At 61.6% G+C, this 14,437-nt stretch carries 11 protein-coding genes and 1 riboswitch; of the genes, 1 reads left to right on the forward strand and 10 read right to left on the reverse strand.

What is annotated here, in order from left to right:
• Nucleotides 1-89: 89 nt before the first annotated feature.
• The 3 genes from AB4O45_RS06240 to ltaE form a co-directional block, all read right to left on the reverse strand.
• On the reverse strand, nucleotides 90-1,331 hold the full coding sequence (locus AB4O45_RS06240) for an aspartate kinase (RefSeq protein ID WP_016773595.1): 1,242 nt from the start codon (nucleotides 1,329-1,331) through the stop codon (nucleotides 90-92).
• A 90-nt stretch (nucleotides 1,332-1,421) separates the two neighbouring features.
• Nucleotides 1,422-4,037: an alanine--tRNA ligase gene (alaS, locus tag AB4O45_RS06245; protein WP_056788068.1), complete on the reverse strand. Its 2,616-nt coding sequence runs from the start codon at nucleotides 4,035-4,037 to the stop codon at nucleotides 1,422-1,424.
• A 146-nt stretch (nucleotides 4,038-4,183) separates the two neighbouring features.
• Entirely contained in the window at nucleotides 4,184-5,188 is a 1,005-nt protein-coding gene (gene ltaE / locus AB4O45_RS06250) for a low-specificity L-threonine aldolase (protein WP_460161203.1), read from the reverse strand.
• Between the two features lie 276 nt (nucleotides 5,189-5,464).
• Nucleotides 5,465-5,636, forward strand: a riboswitch (FMN riboswitch).
• A gap of 103 nt (nucleotides 5,637-5,739) precedes the next feature.
• Between ltaE and AB4O45_RS06255 the strand changes: the two genes are divergently transcribed.
• Nucleotides 5,740-6,249 (forward strand): 6,7-dimethyl-8-ribityllumazine synthase, encoded by a 510-nt coding sequence (locus AB4O45_RS06255; protein WP_024014011.1) that lies wholly within the window; start codon nucleotides 5,740-5,742, stop codon nucleotides 6,247-6,249.
• 152 nt (nucleotides 6,250-6,401) lie between these two features.
• On the opposite strand, the gene astE is transcribed toward AB4O45_RS06255, so the two are convergent.
• The 7 genes from astE to AB4O45_RS06290 all read right to left on the reverse strand — a co-directional run bounded on the left by astE (nucleotide 6,402) and on the right by AB4O45_RS06290 (nucleotide 14,309).
• A complete protein-coding gene (gene astE, locus AB4O45_RS06260; RefSeq protein WP_460161204.1) occupies nucleotides 6,402-7,409 on the reverse strand; it encodes a succinylglutamate desuccinylase in 1,008 nt (335 codons plus the stop codon).
• A gap of 12 nt (nucleotides 7,410-7,421) precedes the next feature.
• Nucleotides 7,422-7,712 carry a hypothetical protein gene (locus AB4O45_RS06265; RefSeq protein WP_016773591.1) on the reverse strand — a complete coding sequence of 97 codons (291 nt, stop codon included), beginning with the start codon at nucleotides 7,710-7,712 and terminating at the stop codon, nucleotides 7,422-7,424.
• A 57-nt stretch (nucleotides 7,713-7,769) separates the two neighbouring features.
• Nucleotides 7,770-9,116, reverse strand: coding sequence for an N-succinylarginine dihydrolase (gene astB, locus AB4O45_RS06270; protein WP_056788059.1), 1,347 nt, complete (start codon nucleotides 9,114-9,116; stop codon nucleotides 7,770-7,772).
• A gap of 163 nt (nucleotides 9,117-9,279) precedes the next feature.
• A complete protein-coding gene (astD, locus tag AB4O45_RS06275) occupies nucleotides 9,280-10,749 on the reverse strand; it encodes a succinylglutamate-semialdehyde dehydrogenase (RefSeq protein WP_460161500.1) in 1,470 nt (489 codons plus the stop codon).
• Nucleotides 10,746-11,771, reverse strand: coding sequence for an arginine N-succinyltransferase (gene astA, locus AB4O45_RS06280; RefSeq protein WP_024014014.1), 1,026 nt, complete (start codon nucleotides 11,769-11,771; stop codon nucleotides 10,746-10,748). Before astA ends, astD begins: the two co-directional genes overlap by 4 nt.
• Before the next feature lie 51 nt (nucleotides 11,772-11,822).
• The gene (aruF, locus tag AB4O45_RS06285) at nucleotides 11,823-12,842 is read right to left on the reverse strand and encodes an arginine/ornithine succinyltransferase subunit alpha (protein WP_024014015.1); all 1,020 of its coding nucleotides are present in this window, start codon (nucleotides 12,840-12,842) and stop codon (nucleotides 11,823-11,825) included.
• A 246-nt stretch (nucleotides 12,843-13,088) separates the two neighbouring features.
• Nucleotides 13,089-14,309 (reverse strand): aspartate aminotransferase family protein, encoded by a 1,221-nt coding sequence (locus tag AB4O45_RS06290; RefSeq protein WP_016773586.1) that lies wholly within the window; start codon nucleotides 14,307-14,309, stop codon nucleotides 13,089-13,091.
• Nucleotides 14,310-14,437 lie beyond the last annotated feature (128 nt).

Genomic DNA, 14,437 nt, shown 5'->3' on the forward strand with positions numbered 1-14,437 from the left:
TTGACCAGCGCGAGCAAAAGAACAGTTCCGGGGCTCGCGCCATTCAAAAATAAAGGGCGCGGTCAGACCGCGCCCTTCACAGAATCGGATTACTCGCCCTGACGGGCCGGAGCATCCAGTTCGAAAGCCGTGTGCAGCGCGCGCACGGCCAGTTCCAGGTACTTCTCTTCGATCACCACGGAAACCTTGATTTCCGAAGTCGAGATCATCTGGATGTTGATGCTTTCTTTCGCCAGGGATTCGAACATGCGGCTGGCCACGCCTGCGTGGGAACGCATGCCGACGCCGACGATCGAGACCTTGGCGATCTTGGTGTCGCCAACCACTTCACGGGCACCGATTTCGCGAGCGGTGTTTTCCAGCACGGTCTGTGCAGCCTGGTAGTCGTTGCGGTGCACGGTGAAGGTGAAGTCGGTGGTGTTATCGTGCGCGACGTTCTGCACGATCATGTCGACTTCGATGTTCGCGGCACTGATCGGGCCGAGAATCTTGAACGCCACGCCCGGGGTGTCTGGCACGCCACGGATGGTCAGCTTGGCTTCATCGCGGTTGAAAGCGATGCCGGAAATGATCGGCTGTTCCATGGTTTCCTCTTCATCAATAGTAATGAGGGTGCCCGGACCCTCCTTGAAGCTGTGCAATACGCGCAGCGGAACGTTGTACTTGCCGGCGAATTCCACCGCACGGATCTGCAGGACCTTGGAACCGAGGCTGGCCATTTCCAGCATCTCTTCGAAGGTGATCTTGTCCAGACGCTGAGCGACCGGCACCACACGCGGGTCGGTGGTGTAGACACCGTCGACGTCGGTGTAGATCTGGCATTCATCCGCTTTCAAGGCCGCAGCCAGTGCCACGCCGGTGGTATCGGAACCGCCGCGACCGAGGGTGGTGATGTTGCCGTGCTCGTCGACGCCCTGGAAACCGGCGACAACCACCACGCGACCAGCCTTCAGATCACCGCGAATCTTCTGGTCATCAATCTGCAAGATACGCGCTTTATTGTGCGCACTGTCGGTCAGGATCCGCACCTGATTACCGGTGTACGACACCGCCGGCACACCGCGCTTGATCAGCGCCATGGCCAACAGGGCAATCGTCACCTGCTCACCGGTGGACACGATCACGTCCAGCTCGCGCGGAACCGGTTGCGCCTCGCCACTGATTTGCTTGGCCAGATCGATCAGACGGTTGGTTTCGCCGCTCATTGCAGACAGCACAACCACCAGGTCATCGCCGGCATCGCGGAATTTCTTAACCTTGTCGGCGACCTGCTCGATTCTCTCGACAGTGCCGACCGAGGTGCCTCCAAATTTCTGTACGATCAAAGCCATTTCAAAGCCGCCTCTGCCCATGAAGGGCGCCCAATAATCTTTCGAACAGTCGCCAGGCCCGCCACTAGACTGCGGGCCTGGCGAGCCGTCTTATAAAGCCTGCTCGACGAATGGAACGGTCAGCGCGAGTGCGCCATCCAGCGCAGCGGCATCGACACCACCGCCCTGCGCCATGTCCGGACGACCACCGCCCTTCCCGCCCACTGCCGCAGCAGCCTGTTTCATCAAATCACCGGCTTTGAGTTGGCCAGTCAGGTCCTTGGTTACGCCTGCAACCAGTACGACCTTTTCCTCATGGACACCGCCGAGCAGGATCACTGCGCGGCCGAGTTTGTTTTTCAGCTGATCGACCAGCGCCAGCAGCGCCTTGCCATCCTGACCGTCCAGACGGGCAGCCAGCACCTTCACATCCTTGACGTCCACCGCCGAGGCCGACAGATCGTCGCCCGCAGCGCTGGCTGCCTTGGCCTGCAACTGCTCGAGTTGTTTCTCCAGCAGACGGTTGCGCTCCAGTACCGCCGAGAGCTTGTCGATCAGGTTGTCGCGGCTGCCCTTGACCAGGCTGGCCGCTTCCTTGAGTTGTTCTTCCGCCGCGTTCAAGTAGGCCAGCGCCGCAGCACCGGTGACTGCCTCGATACGACGCACGCCCGATGCCACACCGCCTTCGCTGATGATTTTCAGCAGGCCGATGTCGCCGGTACGGTTGGCGTGGATACCGCCGCACAGTTCGACCGAGAAGTCGCCCATGCTCAGCACGCGCACGCTGTCGCCGTACTTCTCGCCGAACAGCGCCATGGCGCCTTTGTTCTTCGCGGTTTCGATGTCGGTTTCTTCGGTTTCAACGGCGGAGTTCTTGCGAATCTCGGCGTTGACGATGTCTTCCAGCTGCTTGATCTGCTCTGGCTTGATTGCTTCGAAGTGGCTGAAGTCGAAACGCAGGCGCTGACTGTCGACCAACGAACCTTTCTGCTGCACATGCTCGCCCAGCACCTGACGCAGCGCGGCGTGCAGCAAGTGAGTAGCCGAGTGGTTCAGCGCGGTGGCGTGACGTACTTCGGCGTCGACGTGAGTTTCCACCGGTGCGCCGATGGTCAGACTGCCCGAGGCCAGCACACCGTGGTGCAGGAATGCGCCGCCGGTCTTGGTGGTATCGCGCACGTCGAAGCGGCTGCTGCCGGCCTGAATGAAACCGCAGTCGCCGATCTGGCCACCGGATTCGGCGTAGAACGGCGTCTGGTTGAGCACGATCACGCCTTCCTGACCTTCGCTCAGCACGTCGACCGACTGACCATCCTTATAGATGGCAACGATTTTCGCCGAGCCGCTGGTGGCGGCGTAACCGGTGAACTCGGTGGCCACGTCGACCTTGACCAGGGTGTTGTAGTCCAGACCGAACGAGCTGGCCGAACGCGCGCGAACACGCTGCGCTTCCATCTCGCGCTCGAAGCCGGCTTCGTCAACGGTCAAGCCGCGTTCGCGGGCGATGTCGGCGGTCAGGTCCATCGGGAAGCCGTAGGTGTCGTAGAGTTTGAACACCACGTCGCCCGGCACCACGGTGCCTTTGAGTTCGGCCAGATCCTGCTCGAGGATTTTCAGGCCGTGCTCCAGGGTCTTGGAGAACTGCTCTTCTTCAGCCTTGAGGACGCGCTCGATGTTGCTTTGCTGCTTCTTCAGTTCCGGGAAGGCTTCGCCCATTTCGGCGACCAGCGCCGCGACGATCTTGTAGAAAAAGCTGCCGGTGGCGCCGAGCTTGTTGCCGTGACGGCAGGCGCGACGGATGATCCGGCGCAGCACGTAACCGCGACCTTCGTTGGACGGCAGTACGCCGTCGGCGATCAGGAAACCGCAGGAACGGATGTGGTCGGAAACGACTTTGAGCGACGACTGATCGCCGTTTTCGCAGCCGATCGCTTCAGCCGAAGCCTTGAGCAGGTTCTTGAACAGGTCGATGTCGTAGTTGGAGTTGACGTGCTGCATCACCGCACTGATCCGCTCCAGGCCCATGCCGGTGTCCACCGACGGCGCTGGCAACGGATGCAACACGCCATCGGCGGTGCGGTTGAACTGCATGAACACGTTGTTCCAGATCTCGATGTAGCGGTCGCCATCTTCTTCCGGCGAGCCCGGCGGGCCGCCCCAGATGTGCTCGCCGTGATCGTAGAAAATCTCGGTGCACGGGCCGCACGGGCCGGTATCGCCCATGGTCCAGAAGTTATCGGAAGCGTACGGCGCACCCTTGTTGTCGCCGATGCGGATCATGCGCTCGGCCGGCACACCGATTTTCTGTGTCCAGATGTCATACGCTTCGTCGTCGGTGGCGTAGACGGTGACCCAGAGCTTTTCCTTCGGCAGCTTGAGCACGCCAGTGAGGAAGGTCCAGGCGAAGGTGATCGCGTCGTGCTTGAAGTAGTCGCCGAAGCTGAAGTTACCGAGCATTTCGAAGAACGTGTGGTGACGCGCGGTATAACCGACGTTTTCCAGGTCACTGTTCTTGCCGCCGGCGCGCACGCATTTCTGGCTGCTGGTGGCACGGGTGTACGCACGTTTTTCCTGGCCCAGGAAGCAGTCCTTGAACTGGTTCATCCCCGCGTTGGTGAACAGCAGGGTTGGGTCGTTGCCCGGAATCAAAGAGCTGGAGGCTACACGGGTGTGGCCTTGCTCTTCGAAGAAGCGAAGGAAGGCTTCACGGATTTCTGCGCTTTTCATTAGGTTCTTCCACGGAGGCTGCGGCCAAAGGCCTGTTCGAAACGTCATGAGACGAAGCGACGGCAAAGGGCCGCATTATATCGGCCCTGCGCGCGGGGTACAGCGTGTTTATACGATAGAAACGGTCAATTGGACGGCTGACGCTGTCACTTGCGTGAAAACTCGACGAATGTCGCGATCACTTGTTCGATTTGCGCGCGGCTGACGTCCATGTGCGTGACCATGCGCAAGCGCGCAGCGGCGCTGAGCCTGATCCCGCGTTCGCCGGCAAAATCCTTGAGTGCTGCGGCCTTGTCGCCCATTTGCACATAAACCATGTTGGTTTGCACTGGCTCGACGATGAAACCGGCTTCACGCAAGCCCTCGGCCAGCAACTGTGCGTTGGCATGGTCGTCCGCCAGCCGTTCGACGTGATGATCCAGTGCGTACAAGCCAGCCGCCGCGAGCAACCCGGCCTGACGCATGCCGCCACCGACCATTTTGCGCAAACGCCGCGCTTTGCCGATCAGTTGCTCGGAACCGCACAGCACCGAACCGACCGGTGCGCCGAGGCCTTTGGACAGGCACACCGACACCGAATCGAAATGCTGGGTGATCTCCCGGGCATCGACGCCAAGCTTGACCGCCGCGTTGTACAGCCGCGCGCCGTCCAGGTGCAATTGCAGGCCGTGTTCCTGAGTAAAGCGTCGCGCGCGCGCCAGGTACTCCAGCGGCAGCACCTTGCCCTGCATGGTGTTTTCCAGCGCCAGCAAACGGCTGCGGGCGAAATGGAAATCGTCCGGTTTGATCGCGGCGGCGACCTGATCCAGATCCAGCGAACCGTCGGCCTGCACCTCCAGCGGCTGCGGCTGAATCGAGCCGAGCACCGCCGCCCCGCCACCTTCGTACTTGTAGGTGTGCGCCTGCTGACCGACGATGTATTCGTCGCCACGCTCGCAGTGCGCCATCAGGCCGAGCAGGTTGCTCATGGTCCCGGTCGGCACGAACAGCGCGGCGGCAAAGCCCAGACGCTTGGCCAGTTCGGCCTCGAGGCGATTGACCGTCGGATCTTCGCCGTACACATCGTCGCCGGTGTCCGCTGCGGTCATCGCGTCGAGCATGGCGGGAGTCGGTTGGGTGACGGTGTCGCTGCGAAGATCGATAACGCTCATGAACCTGGCCTCTGGTCAGATGGGAAATCCCTTTGTGAAGTGGGATTACTGCGGTCATCGCACAGATTAATCAACCCTAGAACGAGGAAAAATCCCATTCTTCCTCGAGAAGACAAAGCCCATGTGGGAGCGAGCCTGCTCGCGAAAGCGGAGTAACAGTCAGCATCTTCGTTGAATGTGAAGCCGCTTTCGCGAGCGGGCTCGCTCCCGCAGTGTCATGTGCATGGCCGGGAAATATGTGTTACAAACTTGCCGCCGCCCGCCTATGGGCGGCGAAAACGTTCTCAGGGCGGGGTGCAATTCCCCACCGGCGGTAATTGCGCGCAATGCGCATAGCCCGCGAGCGCTTGGCGCTGCACACGGCTTGGATCGGGTGCATCGGCAAGGTCAGCAGACCCGGTGTGATTCCGGGGCCGACGGTCATAGTCCGGATGAAGAGAGAACGGGATCGACGCCAAAGGGCCGTCCGCGTGCATCCGTGCCTGCGTTCGCACCCTTGCATCCCTTTCGATTCATAACGCCCTGTTTTTCACACAAACAGGAGTCAGAACATGCAACCCACCGCTATCGACAGCAAAAGCAAACACCCCCAGGGCGAGCGCGTCGCGTTCATCCAGGCCTGCTGGCACAAGGAAATCGTCGACCAGAGCCGTAAAGGCTTCGTCGCTGAAATGCTGGTGCAGGGTTATCAGGAAGCGGACATCGACTTTTTTGAAGTCGGCGGCGCCTTTGAAATGCCGCTGCACGCCAAGCTGCTGGCCAAGTCCGGCCGTTACGCCGGCATCGTCGCCGCCGCCCTGGTGGTGGACGGCGGCATTTATCGCCACGAATTCGTCGCGCAATCGGTGGTCAGCGGCCTGATGCAGGTGCAGCTGGAAACCGAAGTGCCGGTGTTCTCGGTGTCGCTCACCCCGCACCACTTCCATTCGGGCGAAGAGCATCAGAAGTTCTTCTTCGAGCACTTTGTGCACAAGGGTCAGGAAGCGGCGCGGACTTGCGCGGATACGTTGCAGAAGATTCGCGCGTTGCGTCGCACGGAGCCGCGTGCGGTAGCCGTGTAACGTCGAGTGAGTTTTTGACCTCACTCAAATCAAATGTGGGAGCGAGCCTGCTCGCGAAGAGGGACTGCCAGCCGACGACAAGTTGACTGGTAGACCGCTTTCGCGAGCAGGCTCGCTCCCACATTGGTTTTGTGCCGATTCAGATGTCGCTATCAGGCGAGGTTTTCGTCGGTGCTCGGGACGATCAGGATGCCGGCGCGCAGGCCGTTCTTGACCTTGGGGTTGGGGAAGATGATCCGCGCGCCCTGCTCTTCGATCACCCAGCGGGTATTGGCCAGATCCTCGGCCAGCACATAACCCGGCTCCAGCTCGGAAAAGTTTTCGATGTCCGCCGGCAGGTTCAGGCGGAACGCATCGCTGTGCTTGATGATTTCCCGCGCCACGCTGAACAGCTGCAAACCATCCAGCCCTTCTTCTGTCTCCGGCTCAGCGCCTTCGATGATCTGCTTCAGGCGGGTTTCCAGCAGTGAAACGTTAACGCCGTCGTTCTGCCCGAACGGCCGCGCCTTGCCCAGTTCCAGGGTGAAAGCCTCGGCGTCGAGTTTGTCGTAGGTGTACGAACTGAAGACGATCGACGGTTTGTTCTGCAGCAGCACCGCCTCCATGCCGGCCGAGCGCAGGCGCGCCAGTTCGCGACGGGAATGCTGGCGCCCTTCCTTCCACGGGTACAAGGCGAACTGTTCGATCTTCGACCCACGAATCGCGGTGTGCAGGTCGTAGTGCAGACGCTGGCGCTCGGGCTTGCTGAAGAAACTCGCCGCCAGCCGTTCCAGCTCACAGGCGCGCAACGCTTCCGAGCCGCTGCTTTGTTCGTGGCGACCGTTGAACAGTCGATTGACGTCCTGCTCGACGAAACGCTCGCCCTTGCGAATCGCTTCCGGGTTGCCGAACAGGAACAGAATGCGTGCGCGCGGCTTGAGATCGCCGCGTGCGATGTCGTGCAGCAGCCGATCGAGCAACTCGATCGGTGCCGTTTCATTGCCATGGATGCCTGCCGACAGCAGCAGGTCCAGGCCATTGTCGCGCGCTTCCGGGGGCCGCACTTCCAGCGCCCCTTCGCTCAACCAGCGCATGCGCACGCCTTCGACAGTCAGTTGAGTCTTCTCCGCCGGTTCGCGGCCGGCGAGGGTCAGTTCAAGCAGTTTGCCGAGGGCGAGCATAGAGCGGTTTCCTTAGTGGTCGTGGTTGCAATCCGGGCCGTGTACGTGATCCTCGTCAGCGCCGAGGTCAGCCGGTTCCATTTCCAGTTGCAGACTTACCAGATTAGTCGCCAATGGGCGCAGCAGCAGGTTGGCGTACTCTTCGTCACCTTCCTCGACGTCCACGCCGATCAGCAGCTGGCCACGGCCGTCCTGCTGGATCCACAGCTCTTTGCCTTGCCACATGACCGCAACGCGGGTGCACGAGGTTTGCAATTGCGTGCCGTCGGTGTCTTCAAGGATCAGCTGCAGGGAATCGCTCATGTTTTTACTCTCTTGGGGTGACACGCCGCGCGCCACGTTCAGGCAGCGCGCTGGCGATCAATTGATCTGGAAGGGATAAACCGCGCCCAGTTTAAGGATTTGCGTCAGTTCATCCAGTGCCGTCCGGCATTCAAGCAACAATTGCGGGTCCGCCAGATCGGTTTCGCTCAGGCGGTCGCGGTAGTGCTTTTCAACCCATGCGGTCAACGAACCGTACAACGGGGCCGTCATGATAACGCCTGGGTTGACCGCCGCCAGTTCGGTTTCATTCAGCGCCACGCGCAGACGCAGGCACGCCGGGCCACCGCCGTTCTGCATGCTTTGCTTGAGATCGAAGACTTTAACTTCGCGGATCATTCCGCCGGAGCTGGTCAGGCTTTGCAGATAAGCCCAGACGCGTTCGTTGGCCTGGCATTCCTGCGGCACGATCAGCAGCATCGAACCGTCAGGACGCGAGAGCAACTGGCTGTTGAACAGGTAGGAACGCACCGCGTCATCCACGGTGACTGCCGAACGCGGCACGCAAACGGACTGGAAGTTACCGCCGACCTTGGCCAGTTTGCCTTGCAGTTCGGCGAGCATCTTGTCGGTCTCGAGGAACGCGTCCTCGTGATAGAACAGCACTTCACCGTTGCCCACAGCGATCACGTCGTTGTGGAACACGCCCTGATCGATGACGTTGGGATTCTGCTGCGCGTAGACCACGCCTTCGTCACGCAGACCGTGCAGACGCGCGACGGCTTGCGAGGCTTCGAGGGTCTGGCGTGCAGGGTATTTCTGCGGCGCCGGGAAACGGTTGTCGAACGCACTGCGGCCGAACACGAAAAACTCGACGCCCGCCTCGCCGTACTCACGGCAGAAACGCGTGTGGTTGGCCGCGCCTTCGTCGCCGAACTGCGCCACCGCCGGCAATGCGGCGTGATGGGCGAAGTGCTGTTGATCGGCGAACATCGCGCCGAGCACGCGGCTGGTGGTCGGGTGTTCGATGCTGCGGTGATATTTGCAATTGAGGTTGGCAGCGGTGAAGTGAACGCGGCCGTCAGCGGTGTCGGCACTCGGGCTGACCGTAGCAGCGTTGGCCACCCACATGCTCGACGCCGAGCAACTGGCGACCAGCAGCGGCATCGCTTCTTTGGCGGCGCGCTCGATCACTTGCGCGTCAGTGCCGCTGAAGCCCAGACGGCGCAGCGCCGCCACATCAGGACGTTCCTGCGGAGCCAGCACGCCTTGCTGAAAGCCCATGTCCATCAGCGCTTTCATTTTTGCCAGACCTTGCAGCGCCGCTTCCTTCGGGTTCGAGGATTGCTGACTGTTGCTCTGCGAGGCGACGTTGCCGTAGGACAGACCACCGTAGTTATGGGTCGGCCCCACTAGACCGTCAAAATTGACTTCATAGGATTTCATCAGCGAGGCTCCACGAGAATCTGTTGTTATAGGCTTCAGTAACTATTCTTTGCGACCGCAGTGCGGCCTTCGCGAGCAGGCTCGCTCCCACAGGATTTAGGTTGGACACAAAATGTGTGAACACCACTGAACCTGTGGGAGCGAGCCTGCTCGCGAATGGGCGCTACGCCATTTTCACGCCAGGCGTCAGAGCCGATGGCAACACCAGGCTCGGGGTTTCCAGCGACGCCACCGGGTATGCGCAGTAGTCCGCTGCGTAATAGGCGCTGGCACGGTGGTTGCCCGAGGCGCCGACACCGCCGAATGGCGCGCTGCTCGCGGCACCAGTCAGTTGTTTGTTCCAGTTGACGATGCCGGCGCGGCTTTCCAGCCAGAACTGCTGGTAACGCGCTTCGGAATCGGAGAGCAAACCGGCGGCCAGTCCATAAGCGGTGTTGTTGGCTTCAGTGATCGCCGCGCCGAAATCGGCATAGCGGATCACTTGCAGCAGCGGCCCGAACAGTTCTTCGTCCGGACGCTCAGCCACGGCCGTCACATCGACAATGCCCGGGGTCAGCAAAGCCGACTGCGCCTGTGGCTGAGTCATTTCCAGCAGCGCCACCGCGCCGTTGGCCAGCAATTGCTCTTGCGCATCCATCAGCGCTTTCGCCGCGCCGAGGGAAATCACCGAGCCCATGAACGGCGCCGGTTGCTGATCGAAGGCACCGACTTCAATGGTCGAACTGACTTCAACCAGACGCTTGAGCAGGCTGTCGCCCCACGCGCCTTGCGGCACCAGCAGACGCCGGGCGCAAGTGCAGCGCTGGCCGGCGGAAATGAATGCCGACTGAATGATGGTGTACACCGCCGCGTCCAGATCAGCGACCTGATCGACCACCAGCGGGTTGTTGCCGCCCATCTCCAGGGCGAGGATCTTGTCCGGACGCCCGGCGAATTGCTGGTGCAGGTGATTGCCGGTGCGGCTCGAACCGGTGAAGAACAGACCGTCGATGCCCGGATTCGCCGCCAGCGCGATACCGGTTTCCCGCGCGCCCTGCAGCAGGTTCAACACGCCTGCCGGCAGGCCGACTTCGATCCAGCACTTGACCGTCAACTCGGCGACTTTCGGCGTCAGTTCGCTGGGCTTGAACAGCACGCTGTTACCGGCCAGCAGCGCCGGGACGATATGACCGTTAGGCAGGTGACCGGGGAAGTTGTAAGGACCAAACACCGCAACCACGCCGTGCGGCTTGTGGCGCAACACGGCGGTGGCGTCGCCCAATGGGCCGCTCTTCTCGCCGGTGCGCTCGCGGTAGCTCTGCACCGAAATCGCGATCTTGTTGACCATGCTGGTGACTTCGGTCGCAGCTTCCCACAGCGGTTTGCCGGTTTCTTCGCCGATTGTGCGAGCCAGTTCGTCAGCGTGGTTTTTCAACGCAGCGGCGAAAGCTTCGAGGACGCTGATGCGCTCTTCGAGCGTACGGCGCGCCCAGCCGGGAAAGGCCTGACGAGCGGCCTGCACCGCCGATTCGACCTGCGCGACAGTGGCGCCCTCGCCCGCCCACAGCACTTGCTGGGTCACCGGGTTCAAAGATTGAAAGGCCTCGCCCTGACCGGCCAGCCACTCACCTGCGATGTATAGCGAATTCATTATTTCGACTCCCGTGCAGCGGACAACGCCACGGCGCGAACCTGATCGCCGGCGCTGAGTTGAAGACGTTTCGCGGTTTGCGGATCGACCACCAGGGTGCCCGCAGCCAGTCGCGCTGGTGCAGCCGTGATGCGGCAATCCTCGCGCTTGCGGTTGTGGATGATGAACGGCGTGGCGTCATCGCCCGGCGTGCCGACGGCCAGCACCAGTGCTTCGCTGTCACGCACCGCGCGGATCTTGCTGGTTTCGCATTCGATGGCCGGGCCGGCGTCGAAGATGTCGACGTAACCCTGGTAGCTGAAGCCTTCGCTCTTGAGCATGGCCAGCGCCGGCTCGGTGTCCGGGTGCACTTGGCCGATGACGTTGCGCGCGTCCGGCGAAAGGAAGCAGGTGTACAGCGGAAATTTCGGCATCAGTTCGGCGATGAACGCCTTGTTGCCGACGCCGGTCAGGTAATCGGCCTGGCTGAATTCCATCTTGAAGAAGTGCCGACCGAGGCTTTCCCAGAACGGCGAGCGCCCGGCGTCATCGGACACGCCACGCATTTCGGCGATGATCTTGTTACCGAACAGCTCCGGGAACTCAGCGATGAACAGCATGCGCGCCTTGGACAGCATCCGGCCGTTGAGGCCGTTGCGGTAATCAGCGTGCAGGAACAGCGAGCACAGCTCGGAATTGCCGGTCAGGTCGTTGGCCAGAAACAGCGTCGGGATTTCGCGGTAGATGTTCAGCTCTTGCGAAGCGCTGACCGTCAGACCGACGCGGAAGTTGTACCAGGGCTCACGCAGGCCGACCGCGCCGGCGATGGCGGAAATCCCCACCACGCGGCCGTCATCGTCTTCGAGCACGAACAGATAGTCCGCATCGCCACGCCCGGCTTCGCCGCGAAAGGTCTTCTCGGCCCAGCCGACCCGGTGGGTCAAGCGCTCTTCGTTGGCCGGCAATGTGGTCAGGCCGGTGCCGGTGCTGCGGGCCAGGTCGATCAGCGCGGATAAATCGCTGCTGCGTACGGGACGAACAATCATGCTATCTCCTCAAACGGGCCGCTCGCGCCACCCGTGAAACTCGCTAAGGCGTTAAACCGCCACCAGGCGCACGCTGGCACCTTCACCGACGCCCAGGGCTTCGGCCGCTTCCATATCCAGCGTCACCGGTTTGCCCGGCGCGTAATCCAGCTCGAGCAACACCGCGCGGTAATCCTGCAACTGCGCATTGGCCACCAGGTACTGACGTCCGGCACCTTTGACCGGCTCGCCGATCTTCACCGGCACCACGCGACTCTGGGCGATCGAACGGATCCCGGAAACCCGTGCATGCAGGGTCGGGCCGCCGTCGAAGATGTCGATGTAGTGATCGGTTTCGAAGCCTTCGCGCATCAGGATGTCGAAGGTGATCTGCGCACGCGGGTGCACCTGGCCCATCGCCTCTTGGGCGGAGTCCGGCAGCAGCGGCACGTAGATCGGGTAATGCGGCATCAGCTCGGCGAGGAAGGTGCGGCTTTTCAGCCCGCACAGGCGCTCGGCCTCGGCGTAGTTGAGGTCGAAGAAGTTACGCCCGATCGCATCCCAGAACGGCGAGTCGCCATTCTCGTCGCTGTAACCGACGATCTCGGTCACCACCGAATCGGCAAAACGCTCTGGATGGCTGGCGACGAACAGCAGACGGCCACGGGAATTGAGCTCGGCCCACGGCGATCCGACCAGCTCGCGCTGCACATAGAAACTGGTCAGCAAGCTGTTGCCGGTCAGGTCGTGGCACTGCGAGAGCACGTGGATCTTGTTGTGGATCTTCAGCTCGCGGGAGGCGTGGACGAAGGTCTCGTTACGGAAGCTGTAGAACGGCTCCGAATAACCGGCGGAAGCGACGATGGCCGAGCAGCCGACCAGTTTGCCGGTGCTCGAGTCTTCGAGGACAAAGAAGTAACTCTCTTCACCGTTGAAGCTCACTTCGGCGGCGAACGAAGCTTCGCTCGCGGCGATCTTGTCGCTCAGACGTTCCACGTCATCCGGCAAGGAAGTGACACCAATCGGGCTGTCCGCAGCCAGACGCTGTACCTCGCCCAGATCAGCCATTTGCGCGGGGCGCATCACCAGCATGGTGTCACTCCTTTCTCTTCAATATTCACAGAAAAAACCGGGCCCACATAAAGATCGATGCAGGAATGGGACTTGTGGCGAGGGGATTTATCCCCGCTGGGGGGCGAAGCACCCCCAAAAATCTGGGGCCGCTGCGCAGCCCATCGGGGATAAATCCCCTCACCACAGGTTCAATCCAACAGGTGGATGTGCCCGGTATCAAAAATTGGTTCGGCGCCGGAAAAACTCCAGGCGCCGAAAGGTCCATCAGGCTTGCGTCAACTTCGCCGCAGCACGTTCGAAGCGGTCGAGACCGGCATCGATATCGGCATCTTCCACCACCAGGCTCGGGGCGAAACGGATTACGTCCGGGCCTGCCTGGAGAATCATCAGGCCTTCCTGTTCGGCGGCGTTGAAGATGTCCTTGGCCTTGCCTTTCCACGCTTCGCTCAGCACGCAACCGATCAGCAGACCGAGACCACGTACCTGAGTGAACAGGCCGTATTTCTCGCCGATCTGTTGCAGGCGGGTCTTGAACTTGTCGTGCTTGGCGTTCACGCCGTTCAGCACCTCAGGGGTGTTGACCACGTCGATCACCGCTTCGGCGACGGCGCAGGCCAGCGGGTTGCCGCCGTAAGTGGTGCCGTGGGTGCCGACGACCAGATGTTTGGCCAGCGCTTCGGTGGTCATCATTGCCGCGATCGGGAAACCACCGCCCAGGCTCTTGGCGCTGGTGAGGATGTCCGGGGTCACGCCGTAATGCTGGTAGGCGAACAGCTTGCCGCTGCGGCCCATGCCGGTCTGCACTTCGTCGAACACCAGCAGCGCGTTGTTCGCATCGCAGAGTTCGCGGGCACCTTGCAGGTAAGCCAGCTCGGCCGGCAGCACGCCGCCCTCGCCCTGGATCGGCTCGAGCACGACCGCGCAGGTCTTCTCGGACACCGCGGCTTTCAGCGCGGCCAGATCGTTGTAGGGAACGTGGGTGATGCCAGTGATTTTCGGGCCGAAACCGTCGGAGTACTTCGACTGGCCACCGACGTTGACGGTGAACAGGGTACGGCCGTGGAAGCTGTTCAGCGCGGCGATGATTTCGTATTTCTCGGTGCCGAAACGGTCGAATGCGACGCGACGAGCCAGCTTGAACGCGGCCTCGTTGGCTTCGGCGCCGGAGTTGCAGAAGAACACGCGCTCGGCAAACGTGGCGTCGATCAGCTTGTGCGCCAGACGCAGGGCCGGTTCGTTGGTGAACACGTTGGACACGTGCCACAGCTTGTTCGCCTGTTCGGTCAACGCGCCGACCAGCGCCGGATGCGCGTGGCCCAAAACGTTGACGGCAATCCCGCCGGCGAAGTCGATCAGCTCGCGGCCGGCCTGATCCCAGACCCGGGAACCGGCGCCACGCACCGGAATGAAAGCGGCAGGCGCGTAGTTGGGAACCATTACCTGGTCGAAATCGGCGCGTTGTACCGCAGCGTGCTCAACGGACATCGGAGTCTCCTGAAGAGGAACACCCGCCTGGAACTGGCGAGCGATGAGGGGATTGTAAGGACAGTTTGGTGCCCGGCCTTGTCGCCAAGCGACAACTTCTTATAGCGCAAACCCCGGATTTTCCCGGG

It is taken from the genome of Pseudomonas sp. S2_B10 (assembly GCF_054668425.1).